Here is a 26,352-nt window from a genome sequence, read left to right as displayed (position 1 = left end):
ATCCCGAAAGGAAGGATATCGCTATGAATCAAGCATCCAACGCGTCCGGCCCCTCCGGCATCTCGACCTTGTGGATCGCGCTGCGGGCGGGTATCGTCTTCATCCTGATCTGCGGCATCGTCTATCCCCTCGCGACGACGGGGATCGCGCAGGCGATCATGCCCCATCAGGCCAACGGCAGCCTCGTCAAGGACGCTGAAGGCCATGTCGTCGGCTCCGCGCTGATCGGCCAGAACTTCGCGGACCCCAAGTACTTCCAGGGCCGCGTATCGAGCATCTCCTACCAAGCGGAGGCGTCCGGGTCGAACAACTACGGGCCTTCCAATCCGGAACTGCTGAATCGGACCCAAGCGTCGATTGACGCCTGGAAAGCGGCCAACCCGGACGTGCCGGTCGACCGGGTACCGATCAGCCTGCTCACGAACTCCGCGTCAGGGCTCGATCCGCACATCTCACCCGAATCCGCGCAGGTGCAGATCCCCCGGATCAGCAAGCTGACGGGCATCTCCCCCGAGCAATTAGGTCAGTTGGTCGACGCGCATACCGCCGGGCGCGATCTCGGCGTATTCGGAGAACCGCGGGTCAACGTGCTGGAGCTCAATCTGGCGCTCCGAGCGCTGCTGGCGAAGTAGACGCGAAGGATACCGGTCCTGAGAGGGGCGCGAAGCGAATGGAAGACTACCGGCGCAAAACCCCGGAAGAGATGCTGCACGCGATCTTCAAGCTGCACCGGGGCCGGCTCAAGATCTATATCGGGGCCGTCGGCGGCGCGGGCAAGACGTATCACATGCTGCGCGAAGGCCACGCGCTGAAGGCGCAGGGCGTCGACGTCGTGACGTGCGCCGTATCGACGATGCGGCGGCCGGAGACGATGGCGCAGCTGGAAGGGCTGGAGCGGATCCCGAGCATTCATTGGCTCCGGGATGGCGAGGAGCGGAAGGACCTCGCCATGGAGGCGATCCTGGCCCGCAACCCGGAGGTTGTCCTCGTGGACGGCCTCGCGCACCGGAACCGTCCGGACGCGGCGAACCCGACCCGGCTGGGCGATATCCGGCAGCTGATCGGGCGAGGCATCAGCGTCCTCACGACGGTGAACGTCTATGAGATCGAGGGCGTTACCGAGCTGGCGCAGAAGCTCACCGGCATCGAGACGCGGGAGACGGTGTCCGCCGAGGCGGTCGAAGGGGCGGACGAAGTCCGCCTCATCGACGTGTCGCCGGAGACGATCCTGAAGCGGCTGGACGAAGGGCATCTCTGCAACCTGAAGGACGCCGACGCCAAGCGCATGCGCAGAGGCCAGCTGGGCAAGCTGCGCGAGCTGGCGCTCCGCATGATGGCCGAGGACGTGAACGACTCACTGGAGCGGCACCGGGAATCGGAAGGGCTCGTAGGCCCCTCCGGCGCGACGGAGCGGATCCTGGTGTCGGCCCAGTACCATTGGAACGGCTCCATCTATATCCGCAGAGGGCAGCAGATCGCGAGGAGGCTGAACGGCGAGCTGCTCGTCGTCTCCTTCGCGAATGCCGCGAAGCCGCTCGCGAAGGAAGCGGCGGCGTTCAAACGCTCCGTCATGAAGCTCGCGGACAAGGTGAACGCGCGCTTCGAAGAGCTGCCTATGCCGGGACGCCGCAGGCTGGCCGGCGCGCTGGTGGGTTATGCCGTCCGGCAGGGCGCGACGCGGATCGTGCTCGGTCACTCGAAGATGAGCCGCTGGCAGGAATGGCGCAAGGGCTCGATCGTGAACGGCGTGCTGCGCAAGATCGAAGGCGTGGACGTCTTCTTCGTCGCGGACCGCGCCGATCAGGAGGGCGAGCGGATTCTCCCCACGAGAACGCGGGGCGAGCCGGCGATCCCCTACAAGCGGCTGAGCGAGCAGGAAGTCGAACGGAAGATCGGCCGCATCCGGCGCGGACGGTTCAAAGTGTACGTAGGCGCCGCCCCGGGCGTGGGCAAGACGTACGCGATGCTGCGGGAAGGCAACGACATGCTGCGCAAAGGCATCGACGCGGTCATCGGACTGCTGGAGACGCACGGCCGCGAGGAGACCCGCGCCCAGATCGGCGCGCTGCCGCTCCTGGAGCAGGCAACCGTTGCCTATCGCGGGACGTCGCTGGAAGAGATGGACGTGCCGGCCATCCTCGCGCGCAATCCCGAGGTCGTGCTGATCGACGAGCTGGCCCATACGAACGTGCCGGGCAGCCGCAACAAGAAACGCTATGAGGACGTGCTGGAGATCCTCGAAGCCGGCATCTCAGTCGTCTCCACCGTGAATGTCCAGCATCTGGAGAGCTTGAACGACGCCGTCGAGCAGATTACCGGCGTTCGCGTGCGAGAGACGGTGCCGGACCGCATGCTGCGCCTGGCGGACGAGGTCGAGCTGATCGACGTCGCGCCCAAGGCGCTGCAGGAGCGCATGCGCGAGGGCAAGATCTATGCGATGGAGAAGGTCGAGCAGGCGCTGGGGCATTTTTTCCGCACGGGGAATCTGATCGCGCTGCGGGAGCTTGCGCTCCGCGAGATCGCGGACGACGTGGACGAACGGCTGGAAGCTTGGGAACGGAACGGGTCGCTCCGCGGCGGTTGGGGGCGGCGGGAGAGCATCTTCGTCGCCGTGACGACGAGCGAGAACGCCGAGCGGCTTATCCGGCGCGGCTTTCGGATCGCGCATCGGCTGAAGGCGGAGTGGCGGGCGGTGTACGCCCATGCCGGTCCGGCACTGCCCGCGTCCGACGAGCGGCGGCTCGAAGCGCTCGCGGAGCTGACGAACCGGCTCGGCGGACGGTTCGAGACGCTCCGCGTCCCGTCGCGGCGGCAGGTGCCGCAGACGCTGCTGTCGCGGGCCAACGCCTGCCGCAGCACGCAGCTCATCCTCGGCCAGCCCGGCCGCGGCTGGCGTATCCTTCCGTTCCGCCGTTCGGCGGTGAAGGCGATCCTTCGGGACGGCCGGCATATGGATGTGCTCGTGGTCGCGGACTTGAGGCGATAGCCGTCCCGGCTCGCGGTCTGGCGTCCGAGTCGCCGCCGCGGCTCGCGCTGCATGTTGACCGTGCCGGGTTACGGGTCGCGCCGCGTTACGAATCGCCCTGCAACCTTGCCGGGCGCTGCATCGTTTCATAGAGGGAGAACGACGACTGCCGCCGGAGGGAAGAGATGAAGAAAGCATACGGAGACAAGGCGTTCGTCATCGGCCTGACGATCGTCTGCGGCTTGCCGCTGCTGCTGTTGTGGGGATGGTACCGATTGGCGGCGTCTATATCGTAAAAGGAACGACTAGGAGAAGCTGTCCCGCGACAACGCGGAGGCAGCTTTTTCGCATATAAGGACTTCAAGAGCCTGTTGCGGATTGGAGGCGGCATTGGAGGGAAGCGTGCCCGGCAGCCCATGGTCGCCGCAACGCGCGGCCTTGTGATAAAATGGACGCAACGCGAAAGGAGCTGCGGCATGAAAGACTACTTAAATGATCCTACCGGCGTATTTCCGTCCGTCTGCTCGCTCGATTGCCCGGACCAATGCGGCCTGCTCGTGCACAAGGAAGAGGGCCGCATCGTAAAGATCGAGGGCGACCCCGATCATCCCGTTACCCAAGGCGCGATCTGCAACAAGGTTCGGCATATGGCCGAGCGCATCTACGATCCCAAGCGGCTGACGACGCCGCTGAAGCGGGTCGGCCCGAAGGGCGAAGGCCGCTTCGAGCCGATCGCGTGGGCGGAAGCGATCGAGGCGATCACCGGCCGCTGGAAGGCGCTCATCGCCTCCGAAGGCCCCGAGTCGATCCTGCCCTACAGCTTCTACGGCAACATGGGCCGCATCGGCACCGAAGGAATGGACCGGCGCTTCTTCAACCGGATGAGCGCGAGCGAGCTGGAGCAGACGATCTGCGAAGCGGCGGGCACCGAAGGCTACCGGTACACGATGGGCGGCAGCTTCGGCACGAATCCCGAGGAGACCGAGCACGCGAAGCTGTTCGTCTTCTGGGGCATTAACGCCGTCAGCACGAATATGCACCAGGTCACGATCGCGGAGAAAGCCCGCAAGAACGGCGCGAAGATCGTCGTCATCGACGTGCACCGCAACCGGACGGGCAAGTGGGCGGACTGGTTCATTCCGCTCAAGCCGGGCACGGATACGGCATTGGCGCTGGGCCTCATGCACGTGCTGTACGCGGAAGGGCTGACGGACGAGAAATTCCTGGCCGAATATACCGTCGGCTGCGAAGAGCTACGCGAGCATGTGAAGGCCTACGATCCGGATACGGTATCCGGGATTACGGGCGTTCCGGCAGCGGATATCGTGAAGCTCGCCCGGCTCTACGGCGGCACGACGCCGTCCTTCATCCGCATCGGCAACGGCATTCAGCATCACGACAACGGCGGCATGTGCATCCGCACCATCGCCTGCCTTCCGGCATTGACCGGACAGTGGCTCCACCCCGGCGGCGGCGCGATCAAGGGCAACGGCGGCTACGTGCAGCATAACGCGAGGGCGCTGGAGCGTCCGGATCTGCGTCAGGGCAAGGCCCGCTCCGTGAACATGAACCGGCTCGGCAGCGCGCTGTTGGAGCTCGATCCGCCGGTCCGTTCGCTCTATGTCTACAACACGAACCCGGCCGTCGTCGCGCCGGAAGCGAACAAGGTGCGGGAGGGACTCTCGCGCGAGGACCTGTTCACGGTCGTTCACGACTTGTTCCTGACCGAGACCGCCAAGTACGCGGACATCGTACTGCCGGCGACGTCGGCGTTCGAGAATACCGATCTGTATCATTCTTACTGGCATCATTACATTCAGATCCAGCAGCCGGTCGTCGCGCCGTATGGCGAGAGCAAGTCCAACGTCGAAGTGTTCCGTCTGCTGGCCAAGGGCATGGGGTACGAAGAGCCGGCGCTGCAAGACAGCGAAGAGGCGCTCATCCGACATGCGGTGGACAACCCGCGCAACCATGCCTACGATAGCGTGACCTACGAAGCGCTCGTCGAGCGACAGTACGTGAAGGCCGACGTGAAGCCGCTGTTCCCGGGGAGGCTGCCTACGCCGAGCGGCAAGATCGAGCTGTATTCGGCGACGATGGCGCGCAAGGGCTATCCGCCGCTGCCGACGTATACGCCGCTCTTGGAGCAAGACGAAGCGCAGTGGCCGTACCGCTTCATCCCGGGGCCGAACCACAACTTCCTGAACTCCACGTTTTCGCAGAACGAGAAGCATGCGAAGCTGGAGCGGACGCCGAAGCTGCACATGAACGCGGCGGACGCGGCGGGGCTTGGGATCGCGGACGGGGAGACGGTGCGCGTCTGGAACGCGCGCGGCGAAGTGGAGCTGACGGCCGCCATCGGCGAAGACGTCCTGCCGGGCGTCGTCGTCAGCCAAGGCCTGTGGGCCGACGCGCCGGGCGCCAAGCGGGCGGTGAACGCGCTGACGCCCGACCGGCTGGCCGACATGGGCGGCGGTGCCGTCTTCTTCTCCGGGCGGGTGCAGGTGGAGCGCGCGGTCGCTCCCCGCGAGGAGCTCGCCACATAATGCATCATGGCAAAGCCTCCCGGTATGCGTCCGGGAGGCTTTCTTTAGCGTTGACGGCATTGGATGGGTACGGGGGACGACGCCGACATCCGAAGGCTATGCGCAGCGGCCGCTGTTTGCAAGCTCGTCAGAATCGCGGAGGCGAAGCTCGGTACAGGTTGCGGACCAGGCGAATGCCGGGTTGACTGAACCCCGACCAAGAGGTAAACTTAAACTAAATCTAAAAAGAGGAGGGGCACACGATGACGCGCAAAGGATTAACCGCTCCGCGTAAAATGATCTACGAGATCGTCATGGCGTCCGAGGATCATCCGACGGCCGCCGATATCATCGACCGGCTCAAGACGAACGGCAGCTCGGTGGCGTACGCGACGGTCTACAACTCGCTGCGTTATTTGACCGATGAAGGCTTGATCCACGAGCTGAAGCTGGAAGGGAACGCGAGCCGCTACGACGCGCGCGTGGAGGACCATCAGCACATCGTGTGCGTCTCCTGCGGCAAGGTAGACGAAGTGATGACGGCTTCGCCGAAGGAATGGCTGGACCGCATCGCCGCCGAGACCGGATACGAGATTACCGAAGAGCAGCTGTTGTTCAAGGGGGTATGCGCCGAATGCAGAGCATCGAACAAGAAAATGAAATGATCGGCGCTTTCTGCGACACGACGCGCCGCGTCGTCGTCATTAGTCCCTACCCGGCTCGCTTGCAGCCGCTCATCGCGGAGATGACGATGCGCTGCTACGACGTCCTGGTTTTCCACCAGGCGCAGGAGTCCGTGCTGTCCGCGCTGCCGATCGATCTGCTCATCGCGGACCGGACGATCGCGCCGTTCGAGCCCGTGCCGGCCGCGGGCTTCGGGACGCTCCAAGCGCCCGTGCTCTATCTGGTCGGCGAAGAGCCGCCCGCCGATCTGCCGGCCGGTAGCCATCTCGCGGGATGGCCCGGCGATCTGCCGGCGATCGTGACGGCGATCGAGGAACTGGCGGGCAAGAGCGTGCTCCCGACGACGCCGGACGAGCTGCTCCTCAAGGACATCCGGATCGACTTGAAGCGCATCACCGTCATCCAGGACGGCAAGCGCATCGATCTGACCAAGACGGAGTTCGACCTTCTGCGCGCGCTGCTCGCATCTCGAGGCGCAGTGCTGTCCCGCCAGGATCTCATGGAGAAGCTCTGGGGCGACGATTACTTCGGCGGCAGCAATTCGATTGACGTCCATATCAAGAGCTTGCGCCGCAAGCTCGGCGACGATCCCAAAGACCCGCAATACATCGTGACGGTGCGCGGCGTGGGCTATCGGACGGCCGATTGACGCAGCGTATCGTATATAGAGACAAGGGGGCTCGAGCCATCGGGACTCCTTTTTCTGTTGGTCATACAGAATTTATATGTTTCACGCTATCCATTTCTGTACGACCGCCGATAAAAACGTCTCGTCCTCTTCTGAGGATGGCGAAGCCGTTTTTACTTGGGCGGAGATAGAGGTGATTTTGTGCGAGAGCGAATATTGCGAGGGCACTGGGGCGAGGTGCAGAAGCTTGGTCGGTCGTCGAAATAATCGACCATCACAACCGACAAACTGCGTTCGGTGGTCGCGATCGTCGATAAAATCGCCTAACGCCCGCCGGTAAGTGGGGTTCGCGGGTGCGATAGTCGAAAGAATCGACTAACGCCCGCCGGTAAGCTGGATTCGAGGTGCGATAGTCGAAAAAATCGACTAACGCCCGCCGGTAAGCGGGGTTCAGTGGTGCGATAGTCGAAAAAATCGACTAACGCCCGCCGGTAAGCGGTGTTCAATAGCGCGATAGTCGAAAAAATCGACTAACGTCCGCCGGTAAGCGGGGTTCACGGGTGCGATAGTCGATAAAATCGACTAACGTCAGCCGGTAAGCGGGGTTTAGTGGTGCGATCGTCGAAAACATCGACGATTGCCTATCCGAGGCTTTCCCCCGCATCGTCTCGAACGAGGCAGGAACGCACAAAATTGCCCCCTTTTCCGAAGCTCCCCCCTCTCTTCATGAAACCTTCATTTTCCCTTCATCATTCCTTCATGCAGCCGTCGATAGCGGATGGTATGATGTTTTTGTAGCCGATATTTAAACTTAATCTAAATACAATATTAAAGGAGCGATCGCGATGAGACATACGATCATCATCGGAACCGGCCCCGCCGGGTTGACTTCGGCCATCTACTTAGCGCGCGCGGGCTTGCATCCGCTCGTGATCGAAGGCCCGGAACCGGGCGGCCAGCTCACCACGACGACGGAGGTCGAGAACTTCCCGGGCTTCCCCGAAGGAATCATGGGCCCTGAATTGATGGAAAATATGAGGCAGCAAGCCAAACGGTTCGGCGCCGAGTTCATGAGCGGCTGGGTCACGAAGACGGATCTCTCCAAACGTCCGTTCACGGTGACCGTCGACGGCTACGGCGATCTGCAGGCCGAGACGCTCATCATCTCGACCGGCGCTTCGGCCAAGTACCTCGGCATCCCGGGCGAGCGCGAGAACGTCGGACGCGGCGTCAGCACCTGCGCGACATGCGACGGCTTCTTTTTCCGCGGGAAGAAGATCATCGTCGTCGGCGGCGGAGATTCGGCGATGGAGGAAGCGAACTTCCTGACCCGTTTCGCTTCCGAAGTCGTGCTGGTGAACCGCCGCAGCGAGCTTCGCGCGTCGAAGATCATGCAAGAGCGCGCCCGCGCCAACGCCAAGATCAGCTGGAGCCTGGACCGTACGCCGCTTGAAGTGGCGGCCGGCGATCTCGGCGTGAAGGGTCTCAAAGTGCGCAACAACGAGACCGGCGAGGAAGAGCTGATCGAAGCGGACGGCATCTTCGTCGCGATCGGCCATACGCCGAATACGAAGTTCCTGGACGGCCAACTCACGACCGACGAGACCGGCTATCTGGTCGTCACGCCGGGCACGACGGAGACGAACGTTCCGGGCGTCTTCGCTTGCGGCGACGTGCAGGATCACAAATACCGCCAAGCCATCAGCGCGGCGGGCACGGGATGCATGGCCGCCCTCGACTGCGAGCGTTTCTTGGAGGCGAACGAGGCAGTACCGGTCTCCGTCTCTTAAGCGAGACCGGTCGAGCCTTGCTTCAATAATAAGCACCCTTTCGAACATCGGCATAACCATATCCGTATCCGTAACATCCCCATCAATCACTATAACCTTTTCCTAGGAGGAATTATTGACCCATGACGAATCTTGCGATCCCTTATCCATTTGCCAAAGTCGGACAACCTGCCCCGGACTTCACCCTGCTCTCCACCAAAAACCTCGACTCCCTCGAAGAGAAGGTCTCCCTGGCGGACTACCGCGGCAAGTGGCTCGTGTTCTTCTTCTGGCCGTTCGACTTCACGTTCGTCTGCCCGACGGAGATCCGCGGCTTCAGCGACAGCTATGCCGAGTTCAAGAACCTGAACTGCGAGATCGTCGGCGCGTCCGTCGATAGCGTGTATACGCACAAAGCATGGATCGAGACGCCCGTGAGCCAGAACGGCATCGGCGATATCCAGTTCCCGATCGCATCCGACTTCACGAAGGAGACGGCGCACGCCTACGGCATCTTAGACGACGCGACCGGCGCGGCGCACCGCGGCCTGTTCATCATCGATCCGGAAGGCGTTCTGCGCTATCAAGTCGTCACGGACATGAACGTCGGACGCAGCGTGGACGAGACGCTTCGCATCCTTCAAGCCCTGCAATCCGGCGGTTTGTGCCCGGTCAACTGGAAGCCGGGTCAAAAGACGCTCGGCTAAGGAGCCAGTCGGGACCCGATCCATCAGCACCGCTCACCGAAACACGGCTCTACGAAGCATCGCTTAACGAAGCACCGCTCACCGAAACACCGCTCTACGAAGCACCGCTCACCGAAACACCGCTCTACGAAGCATCCTTGTCACGCGGCAAGGGTGCTTTTTCGCGTCACTTTGCCCTCGCTTGGGGAAGAGTGTATCATCGGCATAGTGGAAATAACGGTCATTCGGTTCGGTCGAATGGCTTGGGAGGCAAATCGCATGAACGAAACGATATCGACCCTGTTGGATCATCGCTCCGTCCGGTCCTTTCTGGACACGCCCGTGACCGAGGAACAGCTGCAGGCGATCGTGACGGCGGGACAGATGGCATCGACGTCGAGCAACGTCCAAGCGTACAGCGTCATCGCGGTCACCGAACCTTCGCTCAAACGGCAGCTCGCGATCCTCTCGGGCGATCAAGCGTATGTAGAGCAATGTCCGCTCTTCCTCGTCTGGTGCGCGGACCTCTATCGGGTCTGCCGAACGGCGGGGATGTACCTCTCCGACCAAACGACCTACGAAGACTCGACGGAGAGCTTCATGGTGGCGACTGTCGACACTGCGCTCGCGGCGCAGAACGCGGCCGTGGCGGCGGAGTCCATGGGCCTCGGCATCTGTTATATCGGCGGCATCCGCAACCGGATCGCGGAGGTGTCCGAGCTGCTGCGCATCCCGGAGCTGGCCTACCCGGTATTCGGCATGTGCGTCGGCGTGCCGGACCGCAAGTCGGGACAGCGGCCGCGGCTGCCGACCGAAGCGGTGCTGCACCGCAACGGCTACGATCCGGAGATGAGCCTCGAAGCGGTAAAGGGGTACGACGTGACGATGGTCCGCTATCTGCGGGAGCGAACGGAAGGACGCAAATCCACGCCATGGTCGAAAATCATGGCAGAGTGGCTTGCGCGGCCGAATCGGCTGCATATGCGCGCTTTTTTGGAGGATAAAGGATTATTGCGCAAGTAATCGCGCCTATACTTATCTTATCCATAAGATTAAGATGAAAAGAGTGTGTTTATCGGCGAATTTATGGATAGGAGTTCTGCATCTTGAATCGGCCAACCCTTTGGACCAAGGATTTTCTCGCGGTTTGTTTAAGCAACTTCTTCATTTTTCTGAACTTCTACCTCCTGGCTGCGACGCTTCCGCTGTACGTGACGGAGCGGCTTCACGGCAGCCAGCAGATGATCGGTCTGGTCATCACCGTCTACGTCATCGCAGCGGTCGTGCTGCGTCCCTTGGCCGGGCAGTGGGTCGACCGCTTCGGCAAAAAGGTCGTCCTGTTCTCTCTGGCGTTATTCCTCACGTGCACGGTCCTGTACTTCGGCGCCGGCACGATCGCCATCCTGCTCGTCCTTCGCGTCGTGCACGGCGCAAGCTACGGCGTCGCTTCCACCTCGACCGGGGCCATCGCCTCGGATCTCGTGCCGGCCAGCCGCAAAGGCGAAGGCATCGGCTACTTCGGCATGTTCATGAGCCTCGCGATGGTCATCGGACCGTTTCTGGGCCTCACGCTCACGACCCACTTCGGCTATAACGTCCTGTTCGCCGTATGCAGCGTGACGACGGCGTTCGCGCTGCTGTTCGGCCTTGCGTTCCGCGCCGCGAAAAAAACCGGGACGGACGGCGCGGCGAAGAAGCTCTCCTTGCACTGGCGGGATCTCATCGAGGTCAAAGCGCTCCCCGTCTCGATCGCGGGCTTCATATTGGCCTTCTCGTACAGCTCGATCACTTCGTTCATCTCCGTCTACGCGGCCGAGATCGACCTGAGCCGCGCGGCCAGCTACTTCTTCGTCTGCTTCGCCGTCATGATCGTGCTTCCCCGTCCGTGGATCGGCAAGATCTTCGACAAATACGGCGAGCATGTATTGGCCTATCCGGGCATCCTACTTTTTATCTTCGGCATGATCATCTTGAGCCAGGCGCACTCGGAACCGGTCTTCCTGCTGTCGGGGGCCGTCATCGGTCTCGGACACGGCGCGCTGATTCCTTGCTTCCAGACGCTCGCCATCCGGTCCGCGCCAGCGCGCAGCGGCCTCGCGACGGGGACTTTTTTCCTCCTGTTCGATCTCGGCTACGGCATCGGATCCTACGTGCTGGGCGTCGTCGCCGAGCATACCCACTACCATAAGATGTACCTGATCGCCGCGCTGCTCGTCATCCTGACAGCCGTGCTCTACTACGCGCTGCACCATCGGGTACGCGGCCGGCGGTTCGAGGAAGGGAGCATAAGCGCATGATGAAGCGATGGATCGGAAAGGCCAAGGCGGGCACGCTGGCGCTAGCGGGCCTCGCGCTTCTGACAGCAGCCTGCGGAGGAGCCGGGGAGGTCGGGAGGGCGGGGTCGCCAGCGCCGTCCGCTTCGTCGTCCGCGCATTTGGCGCGGACGTACCACTATGACTTGAAGTCGACCCGCGCGGAGCCGATGCCCGAAGGCTCGGGCAACGGAAGCGGCGGGTCGGACGCGCTCGAAGTGTCGCCGGCGGACCTGGAGTCCGTCTTGACGCTGGACTTCGATCTGTCCCAAAAGGGCGACTTCCTGATCGCCGAAGGCGAAGGCGTGCTATGGACGGGCAAACGCAGCATCCCGTTCGCGCTCGATCAGACTTCCGTCGTCCGCGAGGACGCGCTGACGGGGGACGCGGCGTTCGTGCACGGTACGCTGCAGGCGCACGCGACCGGCAAGCAGAAGACGACGTTCGCCCTCGACTTCCGGCTGCTACCCCAGGACAAGCAGATCGAGCTTCGCATGCCGGTCGGCAAGCAGTTCGTCGTCTACGGCGACAGTCCGGCGATGGCGGAGCGCGCGGAGGAGATCGGCAAGCTGGTGTTCCGCTAAGCGGACAGCTCACGCTTCGAACCTCGGTTAGACCCTCATGCATAGGCCGCAAGTGCCAGATCCATCCTAGCTGGGACAGGTAGGACCGAGCGCAGCGAAGGAGCGGGATGAGATGAGATTCGAAGGCAAAGTCGCCGTCGTCACCGGCGGCGCGAGCGGCATCGGCGAAGCGACGGTAGGCCAGTTCGCGGCCGAAGGAGCGAAGGCGGTCATCGCCGACTTCTCCGAACGGGGGCAGGCGCTCGCCGAACGGCTAAACGGCGAAGGGCGGGACGCCTTCTTCGTGAAGACGGACGTGACGCGCGAGGAAGACGTGAAGCGCATGGTCGACGAGACGGTCGGCAAGTACGGCAAGCTCGATATTCTGTTCGCGAACGCGGGCATCGCCAAGGACGCCTCAGCCGTCGATCTGGACATGGGGGCCTGGCAGCGGACGATCGACATCAACCTCACGGGCGTCTATCTGTGCGACAAGTACGCCATTGCCCAGATGATCAAGCAAGGGACGGGCGGCGCGATCGTGAATTGCGGCTCGATCCACAGCCATGTCGGCAAAGGAAGAGTCACCGCCTATGCCGCGGCGAAGGGCGGCGTCAAGCTGCTCACGCAGACGGTCGGCATCGACTACGCGCAGCACGGCATCCGCGTGAACGCCGTCTGCCCGGGCTACATCGATACGCCGCTGCTGGCCGAATTGCCGCCGGCGGTGAAGGCGCATCTGATCGGCCTTCACCCGATCGGCCGGTTGGGCCGGCCGGAAGAGGTGGCGAAGGCGGTGCTGTTCCTGGCGAGCGACGACGCGTCCTTCGTCACCGGGACGACGCTGCTCGTGGACGGCGGTTATACCGCGCAATAGCACGGACAAGAGACCGGGAAGCATATGCTTCCCGGTCTCTTGCTGTTTGCGGCGCGCTTTAGTTTCCGTTTCGACGCCTATCTGCCGCAGTTTCGACGCATATTCGCCGCTATTGCGGCGTCTATTCGCTATGGCTCCGACGCGTTCCCGCTGCCGTCGCGGCGCACGCTCGCATGCCTACTCCAGGTTGGCGTGACGGCCGAACATCGCCGCCGAATCGGCTTCGCGTTCCGCCATCAAGCTTAGCGTGAGCGCATCGAGCAGGAGGAGCAGGCTCTGCTCGAAGAGCGAGCCCATCGGCTGGATCGTCGGCCGCTGCGCGCCGTTCGCTTCCTTGGCGGAGGCGGGAATGCGCACGACGCATTCGGCCAGCCGCCCGAGCGTCGAATCCGGCCGGACGGTGGCGAGGGCGACCGTTCCGCCTAGGGCGGCCGCTTTCTGGGCCATCGCGACGAGGCTGCTCGTCTCGCCGGAGCCGGAGCCCAAGATCAGCAGGTCGCGAGGGCCGAATCCTGGCGTCGTCGTCTCGCCGACGACGTGGGCCTGAAGCCCGAGATGCACGAGCCGCATCGCGAACGCGCGCATCATGAGGCCGGATCGGCCCGCGCCCGCGACGAAGATCCGGTCGGCCCGCCGGATCCGTTCGGCGAGCGCGGCCGCTTCCGCGTCGGAGACGGCTCCGATGACTTGCGAGAGCTCCTGCAGCAGGAGGGACGAGTAACCGGCTGTCGATGCCATCGCGTCCGTCCTCAGACGGCCTTGACGAGCTTCTGCATCTCGGCGGCGACGGCTTGTTTGTCCGCTTGGCCCGTGATGCCGCCGCCTACGATGACCAGGTCCGGCGCGGCCTGGATCACTTCAGGCAGCGTCTCGAGCTTGATGCCGCCCGCGATGGCGGTCTTGGCTTGCTTCACGACGCGTTTGATGACCGCGAGATCGGCGAACGAATTCAGGCCGCTCGCCTGATGATCGTAACCTGAATGAACGCAGATGTAGTCCGCGCCCAGCGCGTCGATCTCCCGCGCGCGCGTCTCCAGATCCTTCACGTTGATCATGTCGACCATGATCTTGCGCCCTTGCTTGCGCGCCTCGGCGACCGCGCCGCGGATCGTGGCGTCGTCCGATACGCCCAGGACGGTGACGATGTCCGCGCCCGCCTCCGACGCTTTCATGACTTCGTAGCCGCCCGCGTCCATGATCTTCAGGTCGGCGAGCACTTTCAGATGCGGGAATTGCGCCTTGATCTCCTTCACGGCGCGCAGCCCTTCGTTAATGACGACCGGCGTACCGATCTCTATAATATCGACATAAGCGCCGACTTCGCGCACGACTTCCTTCGCGCCCGGAATATCGACCAAGTCCAGTGCCAGTTGCAGTTCCATGTTAGATTTTCCTCCGTTCGTGTCATTGTGTTGGGTGGCCACAAGGGTTATTCTAGTTCTATCGAAACGATCGCGAAAGTACGCACTTGCAAGTGGGATAGTTACCTGCAGGGAACGATTGAACGGCGAGAAGACAGCGAGGAGGCGGGACGATGGCCGTGGAACTGAAAGAGAGAATCAACCTGAAGGAGATTAACTGCGAGAAGGAACTGACGCTGGCCGTCATCGGCGGCAAGTGGAAGCTTATCATCCTGTGGCATCTCGGACTGGAGGGGACGAAACGTTTCGGCGAGCTGAAGAAGATGATCCCGTCCATCACGCAGAAAATGCTGACGAACCAGCTCCGCGAGCTGGAGGATGACAGGCTCGTCCGGCGTCAGGTCTACGCGGAAGTGCCTCCGCGGGTCGAATATTCGCTCACCGAATACGGGGAGAGCTTGATGCCCATCCTGCAGCTCATGTACCGATGGGGCAAGGATTACGGCGAGGAAGTCGTCTGGAAATAATCGGCTCCGTCCGCATATATGTATCGTCTATCGTCTAGGCGATTCCAACCGAGGTCAGCGGCTTTAAGCGCCGCCGGCCTCGGTTTTTGTTCGTCATACAGAATGTATAAGTTTTACCCCTGTCCATTCCTGTATGACCTCCGATAAAAACGTGTCGCCGTCCGGGAAGACGGCGAAGCCGTTTTTACTTGGTTTGCAGGGGAGGGGCGACTGCGATACCCCATCCGTCTTGCCCGCAGATGTGACGCAGCCGCGGACGCGAGGCTCGCCCGTTAGAGGTCCGGGCCCATCGCCGGGCTCGCCTCAGCCAGCTCGTCGAACGTCCGGCGGAGCGCCTCGAACGCGAAGCTCAGTTCCTCCTCGGCGATGACCAGCGGCGGCGACAGGCGGATCACGTTGTCGTGCGTCTCCTTGCACAGGAGGCCGTGCGCCATCAGGCGCTCGCAGTAAGGCCGGGCGGGTACCGTCAGCTCGATCCCGATCAGCAGCCCTCTGCCGCGGATCTCCGCGATGACCGGATGCCGGAGGGCGGCGAGCCGCCGCATCAAGGAGATGCCCCGCTCTTCGGCGCGCTCGGCCAGCCGCTCGTCCCGCACGACGTTCAGCGCGGCGATCGCCACCGCGCAAGCGAGCGGGTTGCCGCCGAAGGTGGAGCCGTGCGAGCCGGGCTCGAAGACGCCCAGGATGTCGCGCCCGGCGGCGACGGCCGAGATGGGCAGCACGCCGCCGCCGAGCGCTTTGCCGAGTACGTACATATCCGGCTCGACGTCCTCCCGATCGCAGGCGAACCGGCGGCCGGTTCGTCCGAAGCCGGTCTGGATCTCGTCGGCGACGAAGAGGACGCCGTTCGCCCGGCAGAGGGCGGCGGCGTCCCGCAGGTAGCCGTCCGGCGGAATCCGCACGCCGGCCTCGCCCTGGATCGGCTCGACGAGGAAGGCCGCCGTGTTCGGTCCGATTGCTCCGGAGAGGGCGTTCAAGTCGCCGTACGGCACGAGGCGGAAGCCCGGCGTGAACGGGCCGAATCCCCGCTTGTAGGCGGGCGCGGAGGAGAGCGACGTCGCCGTGATCGTCCGGCCGTGGAAATTGTCCTCGCAGACGATGATTTCCGCCTGCCCGCCGGGCACGCCCTTCACGTCGTAAGCCCAGCGCCTGGCGGCCTTCAAGGCCGTCTCCACCGCTTCCGCGCCGGTGTTCATCGGCAGGATCGCGGGTTTGCCGGCGTAGGCGGACAACGCTTCATAGAACGGGCCGAGCGTCTCGTGGTGAAAGGCCCGCGACGTAAGCGTCACCCGGTCGGCCTGCGCCTTGAGCGCGGCGATGACGGCCGGATGCCGGTGACCTTGGTTCAACGCGGAATAGGCGCTCAGCATATCGAGATACCGGCGTCCCTCCGGATCCTCCACCCAGACGCCTTCCGCCCGGGCGACGACGATCGGCAGCGGCAGATAGTTGCGCGCGCCGTACCGGTCGGCCTTGGCGATGATATCCGCCGTCTCGCGTTCGGCCATGGCCATTCTCCTCTCGGACTATAGGATGCGGTCGCCCAACAGCGAACCGATCAGCGACACGGCCAGCTCGGCGGTGCATCCGCTCGGGTCCGCCTCGGGATTGACCTCGACGAATTCGGCCGAGGTAGCGACGCCCGCCTCGGCGATCAGTTCCAGCGCCAGGAACGCCTCCCGGCTGCTCAGCCCTCCGCCGACCGGCGTCCCCGTGCCCGGCGCGTCCCGCGGATCGAGGCTGTCGATGTCGAAGCTGACGTGCACGCCGTCGGTGTCCGCGCCGACGATCTGAACGGCTTCCTCCATGACGCTCGCGATGCCGCGCTTGTCGATGTCGTGCATCGTGAAGCAGCTGACGCCCAGCGCACGGATCAGCCGCTTCTCCTCCGGATCGAGCGACCGCGCGCCCACGAGGGCGACGCGCTCGGGCCGGATCTTCCCGATCCGCCCGCCGATCGCGGTGAGCGGCGACGCGCCGAGACCGATGCTGGCGGCCAGCGACATGCCGTGAATGTTGCCGGAGGGCGTCGTCAGATCCGTATTCATATCGGAGTGCGCGTCGATCCAGAGCATGCCGAGGCGGCGGTAATGAGAAGCCAGCCCCGCGATCGTGCCGATCGCGATGCTGTGGTCCCCGCCCAGGATGAGCGGCCATCTGCCTGCCGCGGCCGCGGCGGACACGCGCGCGGCCAGCGCTTCGTTCACGGCGACCGCCGCCGCCAGATGCTTCATCGGCGGCCTTCCTCTGGGCCGCTGCGCAAGCGCCGGGTCGGCGGCCTGCTCCGCGGCCGCGGGACCGGCGTTCAGCTCTTCCTGGATGCGGTAGGGGAGCCGAAGCTGCCTCAGCTTCGCCGCGAGTCCCGCTTGCAGCATCGCCTGCGGGCCTCCGGCCGCCCCGCGGCGGCTGGCTCCCAGATCGAACGCCACGGGGAGGATGTCAACGATTTTCCGTTTCGCCATCGCGGATCCCTCCGTTCTCTCTTCCCTGGCAATCGCCCGCCGTTCGCGCGGACGGTCAACCCCGAATCCAATTGCGAATCAGGAACGCCGCGTTCGCCGGACGCTCGGCCAGACGCCGGACGAAGTACGGGTACCACATCCGGCCATAAGGAACGTAACATCGCACCCTGCAGCCTTCGGCGGCGAGCTGCTCCTGCAGCGCGGATCGAATGCCGTAGAGCATCTGGAATTCATAGGCGGAGCCGTCGATTCCCTCCCGCCTGGCGAACAACCGAAGCTCCCGGATGATCGTCTCGTCGTGCGTGGCGATGGCGGTATAGACGCCGCTCCGCAGCCGCGCCTTGGCGAGGCGCCGGAAGTTCGCGTCGACATCCGGTTTGCGGGGATAAGCGAGAGACTTCGGTTCCTTGTATGCGCCTTTGACGAGCCGCAAGTTCATCGGTTCGGCCGTCAGGCGGCGAATATCGTCTTCCGAGCGGTAGAGGTAGGCTTGGATGACCGTGCCGACGTTCGTCAAGCCTTTGCCGTGCAGCCGACGCGCGATTCCGATCGTCGCGTCCGTATGCGGGGAGTCCTCCATGTCGATCCGGACGAAGTTGCCGCACCGGTCCGCGGCGGCGACGATCTCGCGGATGTTCGCGTAGGCGGCGTCGGGGTCGAGCGCCAGTCCCATCTGCGTCGGCTTGAGCGAGACGTTCGAACGGACGCCTGCAGCGCGAATGCCTTCGAGGAGGCGCACATATTCTTGTTTATAAGCCTCCGCTTCGCTCATGCGGCGGATTCCTTCGCCGAGGTGGTCCAACGTCGCTTCGATGCCTTTGCGGTTCAAGTCCCGAACCTTGTCGAGCGCTTCTTCGCGCGTCTCGCCGGCGACGAATTGCCGCGCGCCGAGCCGCAGCCCGTACTTCAAAGCGAGCGCTTCGGCCGCGCGATTGCCGGCCATCGCGAGCAGCGCGGAGCGGAACAGCCGCGTACCGATTGCCATCGCATGCATCTCCTTTGGCCTTGGGGCCTGGATTGGAGCGGGAGGCGAATCACCAATCCCTAGATTATATTCAGAACGAGTCGGGAGGGAGACTTATGCCTGTGACGTTCCGCAACGAGCCGCTGACCCCGTTTGCCGGGGAGGCGGAGAAGGAGGCGTTCCGCGCGGCGCTGGGCCGGGTAAGGGCCTCGTTGGGCGCTTCGTACGCGCCCGTGGTCGGCGGGCGGAAGGTGGAGACGGGGCGCCGGACGCCGTCGGTGAATCCGGCGGAGATCGGGCAGATCGTGGGGAACGTGCACCAAGCGGACGCGGCGCTGGCGGAGCAGGCCGTTCAAGCCGCCGCCATTGCGTACGAGGGCTGGCGGCAGACGACGCCGGGAGCCCGCGCGAGGTGCCTGTACAAGGCGGCCGCCATCTTGCGCAGGCGCAAGCACGAGTTCTCCGCGTGGATGGTGTTCGAGTCCGGCAAAACCTGGGCGGAGGCGGACGCCGATACGGCGGAAGCGATCGACTTCATGGAGTTCTACGGGCGGGAGGCCGAGCGGCTCGCCGAGCGGCAGCCGCTCACGCACATCGACGGCGAAGATAACGAGCTCGCGTATATCCCGCTCGGCGTGGGCATCGTGATCCCGCCCTGGAACTTCCCGCTGGCCATCCTGGCGGGGATGACGACCGCGGCGATCGTCTGCGGCAATACCGTCGTCGTCAAGCCGGCGACGCCCGCGCAGGTGATCGCGGCGCGCTTCTGCGAGCTCCTGGAGGAAGCCGGCGTCCCGGCCGGCGTCGTCAACTACTTGCCGGGACCGGGCGCGGAGATCGGGGACTATCTGGTGGATCACCCGCTGACCCGGTTCGTCAGCTTCACCGGCTCGCGGGAGATCGGGCTGCGGATCAACGAACGCGCCGCGAAGCATCAACCGGGGCAGCGGTGGATCAAACGCGTGGTGGCGGAGATGGGCGGGAAGGATGCCATCGTCGTGGATGCGGACAGCAATCTGGATGCGGCGGCCGCCGCGATCGCGGCCAGCGCGTTCGGATTCGCGGGCCAGAAGTGCTCGGCTTGCTCGCGGGCCATCGTGCTGGCGGACGTCTACGAGGACGTGCTGGGAAAGGTCGCGGCGCTGACCCGGGGCTTGAAGCTGGGAGCGCCGGTCGAGGCGGATACGGACGTCGGGCCGGTCATCGACGACAAAGCGTACGCGAAGATCCGCGACTATATCGACATCGGCCGGGGAGAGGGGCGCTTGATCGCGGGAGGCGGCACCGGGGATCCGGGGGGCTACTACCTCCAGCCGACGATCTTCGCCGACGTGGCGCGGGATTCGCGTCTGGCGCAGGAGGAGATCTTCGGCCCCGTGCTCGCGTTCCTGAAGGCGTCTACGTTCGACGAGGCGCTGGCGATCGCGAACGAGACCGACTACGGCCTGACCGGGGCGGTATTCAGCCGCAGCCGCGCGCGACTCGAGCAGGCGCGGGCCGAGTTCCACGCGGGCAACCTGTATCTGAATCGCAAGTGCACCGGCGCCCTCGTCGGCGTTCATCCTTTCGGCGGCTTCAACCTGTCGGGCACCGATTCCAAGGCGGGCGGACGCGACTACCTGCTGCTCTTCTCCCAAGCGAAGGTGGTGTCCGAGAAGCTCTAAGCGTCAAAGAAGCCGTCCGTCGGGCAAAGGCCCGGCCGGACGGCTTCTCTCTTGCGCAAAACGATTGAACGCGCTCGCCTCGTGATGCGACGCAGCACCGCGTCGACTGCCCGAGTAAGGCGGAATATCCGCCTTACTCGCGGTTCGCGAACTCCGATTGCCCGAATAAAGCGGAAAAACCGCCTTATTCACGGTTCGCACGCCCCGGCTAACCGATTAAAGCGGAAAAACCGCCTTAATCGCGGTTCGCGAGCCCCGAATTCGAACGACTACTGCGTCTCGATCCCAGCGCGGTTCGCTTCGAGCACCTGCTCCACCTTGTCGATATGCCGGGCCATCCGATCCGAGGCGAGCTGCGGATCCTTGCGCGCAATGGCCTCATAGATGGCGCGGTGTTCGGCGAGCAGACGCTCGGCGTTCGCACGCTCCGCATAGAACCAGAGAGCGCGCGTATCCTTCATGCTCTCGTGCAGCTCCCGGGAGAGCGAGGCCATCCAATCGCTCAGCACGGGGTTGCGCGCCGCCGCGGCGATCTGCTGATGGAAACGCACGTCGGCCTGCTCGCTCTCCGCTTCCCGCCCGAGCGCGCGCTCCATTTCGCTCAGCGTGCCGGCCAGGGCGGTCAGATCCTCCTCGGTCCGATGCTTGGCGGCGAGCAGCGCGCAGCCGGTCTCCAGCACGCGGCGGACGTCGAGGATATGCCGGATCGTGCTGGCTCGTCCGACCCAGGAGTCGGGCCGCAGCTGTCCGGGATGGGCGGGGCCGATTCCCGGCTCCGGATGGACGAACGTGCCCCCGCCTTGGCGGATCGTGAGCATGCCCATCGCTTTGAGCGCGCTGAGCGCCTCGCGCACGGTCGATCGCCCGACCTGATATTGCACGGACAATTCGACGACCGAAGGCAGGCGGGCGCCTGGAGCCAGGCTGCCGTTCCCGATGCGTTCGCGAAGATCGTTCATTACCCACTCGGAGCTTTTGAGCGGGCGGTTGCCGGCCGAGTTCATCCTGCACGTTCCTTTCGTTCCGCGATCGGTTATTCGCCTTGCATCCGGTCGCGCATAGGGGTCATTTGTACTCAGTGTATACGGAATGACGGCGAAAGTCATCATATGACCTGACGTAGCTGTTCTTGACATTGACGTTCCTCTGGGGATTATTCTTGACGTTGCCCGAGACGGACGGGTATAATTTGGATAACGGAAATCCGACTGTCGAAGTCGGAAATGTAATCGAGAAGGAACGTGATCCTCATGGCTAAGATTGTCATTCTCTTAGGAAGCCCTACGCCCAAATCGAGACTGCATGGCGTCCTTGACCGCGTCAGCGGACAAATCGCCGCGGCAGGCCACGAGCTGTCGGTCGTGAACGTCCGGGAGCTGCCCGCCGAAGACCTGCTGCACGCCCGGTTCGACAGCGAAGCCATCATCGCCGCCAGCCGCCAAGTAGCGGAAGCGGACGCCGTCATCGTCGCGTCGCCCGTCTACAAAGCCTCCTTTACAGGTATCCTCAAGGCGTTCCTGGATCTGCTCCCGCAGAAGGGGCTGGAGAACAAGATCGTCCTCCCGATCGTCGTCGGCGGCACGATCGCCCACCTGCTCGCGATCGACTACGCCATGAAGCCGATCCTGTCCGTGATGGGCGCGCGCAACATCCTGACGGGCGTGTTCGTCCTCGATACGCAGGTGGTGTGGAAGGATAACGGAGAAGCGGATATCGCGGAGGAAGCCGCGGCCCGGCTCGACGCTTCGGTACAGCTGCTCGTCCAGGAAGCCGCATGGCAGTCGTCGAAGGCGGGCGCCGTCCAATAAATCGCACATCGTACGCGCGGAAACGCGCGGGAGCCAACCGGCGCTGCCGGTTGGTTTTTTTTGTGCTTCCGTCGTGCCGCATCCGATGTCCACCGAGACTGCGGGCAGGAATGAGAAGCGAGGCATACGGCAAGCAAACAGTGGAGAAAGAAACAAAAATAGTCATTTACTTGCGAAATATGTTAAAATATGAAAACGAATCGAGGAAGCCGTTCGCGGCCGGCAGGTCTGCCGATGGCGCCGCGAAGGGGAATAGTCAGGGAGGAACCTCTCGAGCGTCAGCCCGGTTCCTCCGTCGGGGCCATTGCCTCGACATGCGGCAGGCTTGGCCGTTCCGCTTTCAAGAGCCGAGCGCGGACATGGCTGCGGGAGAGCGAGCGCCCGCTGCTTCGGCCAACCGGAAGTTCCCCGGGCGCTTCCCGGCAAGCAAGAGGTTTGGAGGATTATCCTTATGCAGCTTTCTGTCTCCAGGGATCCTGAGGGGAAAGCGGGGTTGATCGAATTAAACGTGAAGGACGTCTTATTTTTCGAAACCCATCGGAACAGGGAAATGATCGTGCTTCACACGCAGAACGAGCAATTTTACGCGCCGGGCACGCTCAAGTATTGGACCGAAGCGCTGCGGGCCTCCGGCGAACGCTTCGAGATCATCGACCGGAACAATGCGGCGCATCTGACCAAGGTCAAGCACGTCGACCGGCGGTTTCGGATCGCGTATTTCTCCGAAGGCAAAGACGCCAAGAAATGCACGATCTCGATCAACAACGTCGCCAAAGTGCTTGCGTTCTTGGAGACGAAAAAGGGACTTGCTTGAGGCTGCCGGGAGGCGGCCTGCTTTTCTTTAGCCGATTGGTTAAGACTGTAAAAATTGTCCTTGAAGCTTGTTAATCGGGGCCGTTTCTTATACACTAAGTACCATATGCGTCAAATTGAATCGTTTCGGCATGCCTACAAAAGGAGATCGGGTAAATGACCATTCACAGCAAAACGAACCATTGCAAAATCGTGGATTGCACGGTGCGCGATGGCGGACTCGTCAACAATTGGGATTTTAGCGTCGAATTCGTGCAGGATCTGTACAACAGCCTGAACGAAGCCGGCGTCGAATATATGGAAGTCGGCTACAAGAACTCCCCGCGTCTGCTCAAAGGATCGGAAAATGCCGGTCCTTGGCGTTTTCTGGATGACGACTACCTGCGGAAGGTCATTCCGAACAAGCTGAACACGAAGCTGTCCGCCCTCGTCGACGTAGGCCGGGTGGACGAGAACGACATTCTGCCGCGCAACGAGTCCATGCTCGACCTGATCCGCGTGGCGAGCTACGCTCGGGATACGGAGAAGGCGATCGAGCTGGGCACCCTGTTCCACGAACGCGGCTACGAGACGACGATCAATATCATGGCGCTCTCCAACGTGATGGACAACGAGCTGAACGAATCGCTCGCGATGATCAGCGACAGCCCGATCGACGTCGTCTACATCGTCGACTCCTACGGCAGCCTGGATCCGGACGATATTCGCTACTTGGTCGAGAAATTCCGCCGCAGCGTGAAGAACAAGCGTCTGGGCGTCCATACGCACAACAACATGCAGCTCGCGTTCGCGAACACGCTTGCCGCCGCGGATATGGGCGTCGAGCTGTTGGACGCTTCCGTGTACGGCATGGGCCGCGCAGCCGGCAACACGCCGACCGAGCTGCTCCTGGCCAAGCTGACGAATCCGGGCTACAGCCTCCGCCCGGTACTCGGCATGATCGAGAAGCATATGCTGAAGCTGCGCGAGAAGGAGGAATGGGGCTACCTCATTCCGGATATGATCACGGGGACGCTGGACGAGCATCCGCGCTCCGCGATGGGCTGGCGCGCGTCGGCAGACAGGGACAAGTTCACCGAGTTCTACGACAAGATGACGACGCCGGAAGTGTATTCGAGCAAATAAGGCACACCGAAGAGGCGCTCCCGCAGGAGCGCCTTTGTCGTTGGGCTTGAGCCGATCGGTCTCTTCGCAAGGTATGGCATTGCGTTAGGCTAGGGGCCATCCGCCGGCATCAGCGGGAGGCAAGACCGGGGCCGTAGCCTTCGAGCTCGCCCTGTCCCCGCAGGGCGGCGGCCTGATTCATCGGGTTCGGATGGAAGTAGGCGCTGCCGCCGAGCGTGCGCCCTCCGATCGTCGTCGCCGCTATCGTGACGCCGATCTCTTCGGATGCGGCGAAGTGCGACAGCAGCGCCGCTTCGTTGACGCCTTCGACGTCGACGTACCACGAGAGCGTTCCGTATTCGTGAATAACGTACAGCTTGGCGCGGTCAAAAGGAACTTGCCAGCTCCGCGACGCCTGGGCGATCGAGAGTTGGGCCAAATCATAGGTTTCCATGCAGGCGTAACCTCCGGGGTAAGGATAAGCGGAACTGGGCGAACCGGTCCGATCATGACCCATTCATTGTAGCGGGAATGGCGAGCCGGATGCAACGCCGGGCTGATCCGCAAGGGCGAGAGGGGGAGACAAGCGATGTCCGAATGGCGTGTGGAAACGTTGGGCGATCAGGCGCTGCTGATGCGGTGGATCGGAACGGGGGACTTGCCGCCTTCCGCTTTGGCGGGGCATGCGCAGCGGCTGCGAAGCCGCGCGCCGGCATGGCTAAGCGAAGCCGTGCCGGCTTACGATACGTTGACGCTTCACCTGCGCGTACGGGATTTGCCTCCGCCGTTCGTCGGCGAGCTCGGCGAATGGGACGGCGCGGCGATCGAGAGGGAGATCGTTAGCCTCTTTGGCGGAGAAGGGGAGGAGCCGGCGATAGCGCCCGCCGGTTCGGAGAAAGAATTCGATCCCGATGCCGAACCACAGGCTGAAGAGTCCGGCGAGTTGGCGGCGCGTGAAGTCTCCGGTGCCGGGCAACTGAGGGTAGAGACCCGCGAGACGGCGGCGCGTGAAGTCGTCCTGCCCGTCCGGTACGGCGGGGAAGCGGGACCCGACCTGGCCGCCGCTGCGGCGCGGAGCGGGATGAGCGAGGCGGAATTCGTGGACGGCCATTCTTCTGCGGCGTACGAGGTGGCGATGATCGGCTTCGCGCCGGGCTTTCCCTATCTATCGGGACTGCCCGAACGCTTGACGCAGCCGCGGCGCGCGTCTCCCCGGCTCCGGGTCCCTGCCGGATCGGTCGGCATCGCGGGCCGCCAGACCGGCGTCTATCCCGTGGACTCGCCAGGCGGCTGGCAGATCATCGGACGTACGGACGTACGGCTATTCCGTCTGGAGGCGTTCGATCCGTTCCCGATCCGCCCCGGCGACCGGGTGCGGTTCGTTCCGGTCGAAGAACCCGCGAAGGAGCGGTTAGAGGGAGACGGGCGGATAGCGGAAGGGTTGTTTGAGGGAGACGGGCAGATAGCGGAAGGGATGTTTGAGGGAAACGGGCGGATAGCGGAAGGAATGTTTGAGGGAGACGGGCGGATAGCGGAAGCGATGAACATAAGGGCGGCGAGGCCTGCGGACGAAATGGACTTCACCGTCCTCGCGCCCGGTCTGTATACGACGGTGCAAGATTTGCAGCGCCCCGGTTGGCAGGCGTTCGGCGTCTCGGTCGGCGGAGCGATGGACCGCGAAGCCTGCCGCGCGGCGAACGCGCTCGTGGGCAACGGTCCGGACGAAGCCGTCCTGGAGCTGACGTTGCAGGGCGGACGTTATCGTTTCCTTCGGGACTGCTTGGCGGCCTTGGCAGGAGCGGATCTGGAGTCACGCATCGATGGCGAACCGTTCACTGCCGGGCGGCCCGTATTGCTGCGCGCGGGATCGGAGCTGTCCGTCGGCCGGGCCCAGCGGGGATGCCGCGCTTACCTGGCCTTCGCCGGCGGCATCGACGTACCGCGCGTGCTAGGCAGCCGAAGCACCGACCCCCGAGCCGGTATCGGCGGCGTGGACGGCCGACCGCTCGCAGCCGGCGATACGCTGCGGCTCTGGCCGCCGTCGCCCGCGGCACTGCGGCTGATGGCGCGGCTGGCCGTTGACGCCGAACGCCAGGGCAAACGATGGGCGGCGGCAGGCGGCGGCTTCGTACCCGGCGAGGGCGAAGCGCCGGACGGCCCCGCGGTCGTGCTGCGCGTCGTCCGGGGACGCGGCTGGGACTTGTTCGCCCCCGAAGCGCGCGCCCGTCTCCTGCTGACGGAATATCGCGTCCAGCCGGCATCCGACCGGATGGGCGTCCGGCTGACCGGGTCGCCCCTTGCGCTTCGGTCGCCGTTCGAAGCGGTCTCGCACGGCGTAACGCCGGGGACGCTGCAAGTACCGCCGGACGGTCAACCGATCGTGCTCGGCCCGGGCTGCCAGCCGACCGGCGGCTACCCGATCCTCGCGCATGTGATCGCGGCGGACCTCCCGAAGCTCGGGCAGCTGCAGCCGGGTCAGCGCATTGCCTTCGAAGCCGTCAGCCTCTCGTCGGCGCACGCGGCGCTTGCCCAGCGGGCGCAGGACCGGGCGCTTCGGGAGGCCGGCATCCGACTCGCTTGGTATACGAATCGTTAATCGCCAATTCGAAAGGTTGAATAGGTCCGAGAAGGGAGATCGAT

General features: G+C 63.7%; 24 protein-coding genes. 17 read left to right on the top strand and 7 right to left on the bottom strand.

Annotation, left to right across the window (positions count from 1 at the left end; translation table 11 throughout):
• Positions 1 to 23: 23 nt before the first annotated feature.
• The 11 genes from kdpC to H7C19_RS03500 all read left to right on the top strand — a co-directional run bounded on the left by kdpC (position 24) and on the right by H7C19_RS03500 (position 13,009).
• Positions 24 to 632: a potassium-transporting ATPase subunit KdpC gene (gene kdpC, locus H7C19_RS03550; protein WP_185141200.1), complete on the top strand. Its 609-nt coding sequence runs from the start codon at positions 24 to 26 to the stop codon at positions 630 to 632.
• A 38-nt stretch (positions 633 to 670) separates the two neighbouring features.
• Positions 671 to 2,986, top strand: a complete 2,316-nt coding sequence (locus tag H7C19_RS03545) for a histidine kinase (protein WP_185141199.1) — start codon at positions 671 to 673, stop codon at positions 2,984 to 2,986.
• A 455-nt stretch (positions 2,987 to 3,441) separates the two neighbouring features.
• Positions 3,442 to 5,511, top strand: a complete 2,070-nt coding sequence (locus H7C19_RS03540) for a molybdopterin-containing oxidoreductase family protein (protein WP_185141198.1) — start codon at positions 3,442 to 3,444, stop codon at positions 5,509 to 5,511.
• 242 nt (positions 5,512 to 5,753) lie between these two features.
• On the top strand, positions 5,754 to 6,155 hold the full coding sequence (locus H7C19_RS03535; protein WP_185141197.1) for a Fur family transcriptional regulator: 402 nt from the start codon (positions 5,754 to 5,756) through the stop codon (positions 6,153 to 6,155).
• The gene (locus H7C19_RS03530) at positions 6,125 to 6,823 is read left to right on the top strand and encodes a winged helix-turn-helix domain-containing protein (protein ID WP_246469286.1); all 699 of its coding nucleotides are present in this window, start codon (positions 6,125 to 6,127) and stop codon (positions 6,821 to 6,823) included. The genes H7C19_RS03535 and H7C19_RS03530 overlap by 31 nt, the downstream gene beginning before the upstream one ends.
• Positions 6,824 to 7,647: 824 nt before the next feature.
• Positions 7,648 to 8,592 carry a thioredoxin-disulfide reductase gene (gene trxB, locus H7C19_RS03525; protein WP_185141195.1) on the top strand — a complete coding sequence of 315 codons (945 nt, stop codon included), beginning with the start codon at positions 7,648 to 7,650 and terminating at the stop codon, positions 8,590 to 8,592.
• Positions 8,593 to 8,714: 122 nt separating this feature from the next.
• Positions 8,715 to 9,278: a peroxiredoxin gene (locus tag H7C19_RS03520; RefSeq protein ID WP_185141194.1), complete on the top strand. Its 564-nt coding sequence runs from the start codon at positions 8,715 to 8,717 to the stop codon at positions 9,276 to 9,278.
• Between the two features lie 258 nt (positions 9,279 to 9,536).
• Positions 9,537 to 10,280 carry an oxygen-insensitive NADPH nitroreductase gene (gene nfsA / locus H7C19_RS03515; protein WP_185141193.1) on the top strand — a complete coding sequence of 248 codons (744 nt, stop codon included), beginning with the start codon at positions 9,537 to 9,539 and terminating at the stop codon, positions 10,278 to 10,280.
• Positions 10,281 to 10,363: 83 nt separating this feature from the next.
• Entirely contained in the window at positions 10,364 to 11,554 is a 1,191-nt protein-coding gene (locus H7C19_RS03510) for an MFS transporter (protein ID WP_185141192.1), read from the top strand.
• The gene (locus H7C19_RS03505; RefSeq protein ID WP_185141191.1) at positions 11,551 to 12,153 is read left to right on the top strand and encodes a hypothetical protein; all 603 of its coding nucleotides are present in this window, start codon (positions 11,551 to 11,553) and stop codon (positions 12,151 to 12,153) included. Before H7C19_RS03510 ends, H7C19_RS03505 begins: the two co-directional genes overlap by 4 nt.
• A 112-nt stretch (positions 12,154 to 12,265) precedes the next feature.
• On the top strand, positions 12,266 to 13,009 hold the full coding sequence (locus tag H7C19_RS03500; RefSeq protein ID WP_185141190.1) for an SDR family NAD(P)-dependent oxidoreductase: 744 nt from the start codon (positions 12,266 to 12,268) through the stop codon (positions 13,007 to 13,009).
• A gap of 177 nt (positions 13,010 to 13,186) precedes the next feature.
• On the opposite strand, the gene hxlB is transcribed toward H7C19_RS03500, so the two are convergent.
• Positions 13,187 to 13,747 (bottom strand): 6-phospho-3-hexuloisomerase, encoded by a 561-nt coding sequence (hxlB, locus tag H7C19_RS03495; RefSeq protein ID WP_185141189.1) that lies wholly within the window; start codon positions 13,745 to 13,747, stop codon positions 13,187 to 13,189.
• A gap of 11 nt (positions 13,748 to 13,758) precedes the next feature.
• Positions 13,759 to 14,391, bottom strand: a complete 633-nt coding sequence (hxlA, locus tag H7C19_RS03490) for a 3-hexulose-6-phosphate synthase (RefSeq protein WP_185141188.1) — start codon at positions 14,389 to 14,391, stop codon at positions 13,759 to 13,761.
• A gap of 152 nt (positions 14,392 to 14,543) precedes the next feature.
• Between hxlA and H7C19_RS03485 the strand changes: the two genes are divergently transcribed.
• Positions 14,544 to 14,897 carry a winged helix-turn-helix transcriptional regulator gene (locus H7C19_RS03485; RefSeq protein ID WP_185141187.1) on the top strand — a complete coding sequence of 118 codons (354 nt, stop codon included), beginning with the start codon at positions 14,544 to 14,546 and terminating at the stop codon, positions 14,895 to 14,897.
• A 272-nt stretch (positions 14,898 to 15,169) separates the two neighbouring features.
• Here H7C19_RS03485 and H7C19_RS03480 read toward each other — a convergent pair whose 3' ends face one another.
• Genes H7C19_RS03480 through H7C19_RS03470 form a run of 3 tightly spaced genes read right to left on the bottom strand, consistent with a single transcriptional unit; the run spans position 15,170 to position 18,344 of the window.
• Positions 15,170 to 16,405, bottom strand: coding sequence for an ornithine--oxo-acid transaminase (locus H7C19_RS03480; RefSeq protein WP_185141186.1), 1,236 nt, complete (start codon positions 16,403 to 16,405; stop codon positions 15,170 to 15,172).
• A gap of 18 nt (positions 16,406 to 16,423) precedes the next feature.
• The gene (rocF, locus tag H7C19_RS03475; protein ID WP_185141185.1) at positions 16,424 to 17,359 is read right to left on the bottom strand and encodes an arginase; all 936 of its coding nucleotides are present in this window, start codon (positions 17,357 to 17,359) and stop codon (positions 16,424 to 16,426) included.
• Between the two features lie 55 nt (positions 17,360 to 17,414).
• Positions 17,415 to 18,344 (bottom strand): proline dehydrogenase family protein, encoded by a 930-nt coding sequence (locus H7C19_RS03470; protein WP_185141184.1) that lies wholly within the window; start codon positions 18,342 to 18,344, stop codon positions 17,415 to 17,417.
• Positions 18,345 to 18,439: 95 nt separating this feature from the next.
• Here H7C19_RS03470 and pruA point away from each other — a divergent pair, with 95 nt between their 5' ends.
• Positions 18,440 to 19,987 carry an L-glutamate gamma-semialdehyde dehydrogenase gene (gene pruA, locus H7C19_RS03465; RefSeq protein ID WP_185141183.1) on the top strand — a complete coding sequence of 516 codons (1,548 nt, stop codon included), beginning with the start codon at positions 18,440 to 18,442 and terminating at the stop codon, positions 19,985 to 19,987.
• Positions 19,988 to 20,256: 269 nt separating this feature from the next.
• On the opposite strand, the gene H7C19_RS03460 is transcribed toward pruA, so the two are convergent.
• The gene (locus H7C19_RS03460) at positions 20,257 to 20,991 is read right to left on the bottom strand and encodes a FadR/GntR family transcriptional regulator (protein WP_185141182.1); all 735 of its coding nucleotides are present in this window, start codon (positions 20,989 to 20,991) and stop codon (positions 20,257 to 20,259) included.
• 246 nt (positions 20,992 to 21,237) lie between these two features.
• Between H7C19_RS03460 and ssuE the strand changes: the two genes are divergently transcribed.
• The 3 genes from ssuE to H7C19_RS03445 all read left to right on the top strand — a co-directional run bounded on the left by ssuE (position 21,238) and on the right by H7C19_RS03445 (position 23,733).
• Positions 21,238 to 21,795: an NADPH-dependent FMN reductase gene (ssuE, locus tag H7C19_RS03455; RefSeq protein WP_185141181.1), complete on the top strand. Its 558-nt coding sequence runs from the start codon at positions 21,238 to 21,240 to the stop codon at positions 21,793 to 21,795.
• A gap of 493 nt (positions 21,796 to 22,288) precedes the next feature.
• Positions 22,289 to 22,609 (top strand): LytTR family transcriptional regulator DNA-binding domain-containing protein, encoded by a 321-nt coding sequence (locus H7C19_RS03450; protein ID WP_185141180.1) that lies wholly within the window; start codon positions 22,289 to 22,291, stop codon positions 22,607 to 22,609.
• Between the two features lie 155 nt (positions 22,610 to 22,764).
• On the top strand, positions 22,765 to 23,733 hold the full coding sequence (locus tag H7C19_RS03445; protein ID WP_185141179.1) for an aldolase catalytic domain-containing protein: 969 nt from the start codon (positions 22,765 to 22,767) through the stop codon (positions 23,731 to 23,733).
• Positions 23,734 to 23,842: 109 nt separating this feature from the next.
• Here H7C19_RS03445 and H7C19_RS03440 read toward each other — a convergent pair whose 3' ends face one another.
• Complete coding sequence (locus H7C19_RS03440; protein ID WP_185141178.1) at positions 23,843 to 24,166, bottom strand: hypothetical protein; 324 nt, start codon at positions 24,164 to 24,166, stop codon at positions 23,843 to 23,845.
• Positions 24,167 to 24,301: 135 nt separating this feature from the next.
• On the opposite strand from H7C19_RS03440, the gene pxpB reads away from it, so the two are divergent.
• Positions 24,302 to 26,308: a 5-oxoprolinase subunit PxpB gene (gene pxpB / locus H7C19_RS03435; protein ID WP_185141177.1), complete on the top strand. Its 2,007-nt coding sequence runs from the start codon at positions 24,302 to 24,304 to the stop codon at positions 26,306 to 26,308.
• Positions 26,309 to 26,352: the final 44 nt, after the last annotated feature.

The sequence above is a fragment of the Cohnella nanjingensis genome (genome assembly GCF_014212125.1).
Lineage (GTDB): Bacteria > Bacillota > Bacilli > Paenibacillales > Paenibacillaceae > Cohnella > Cohnella nanjingensis.
This window is presented reverse-complemented; position numbering and strand designations above follow the sequence as displayed.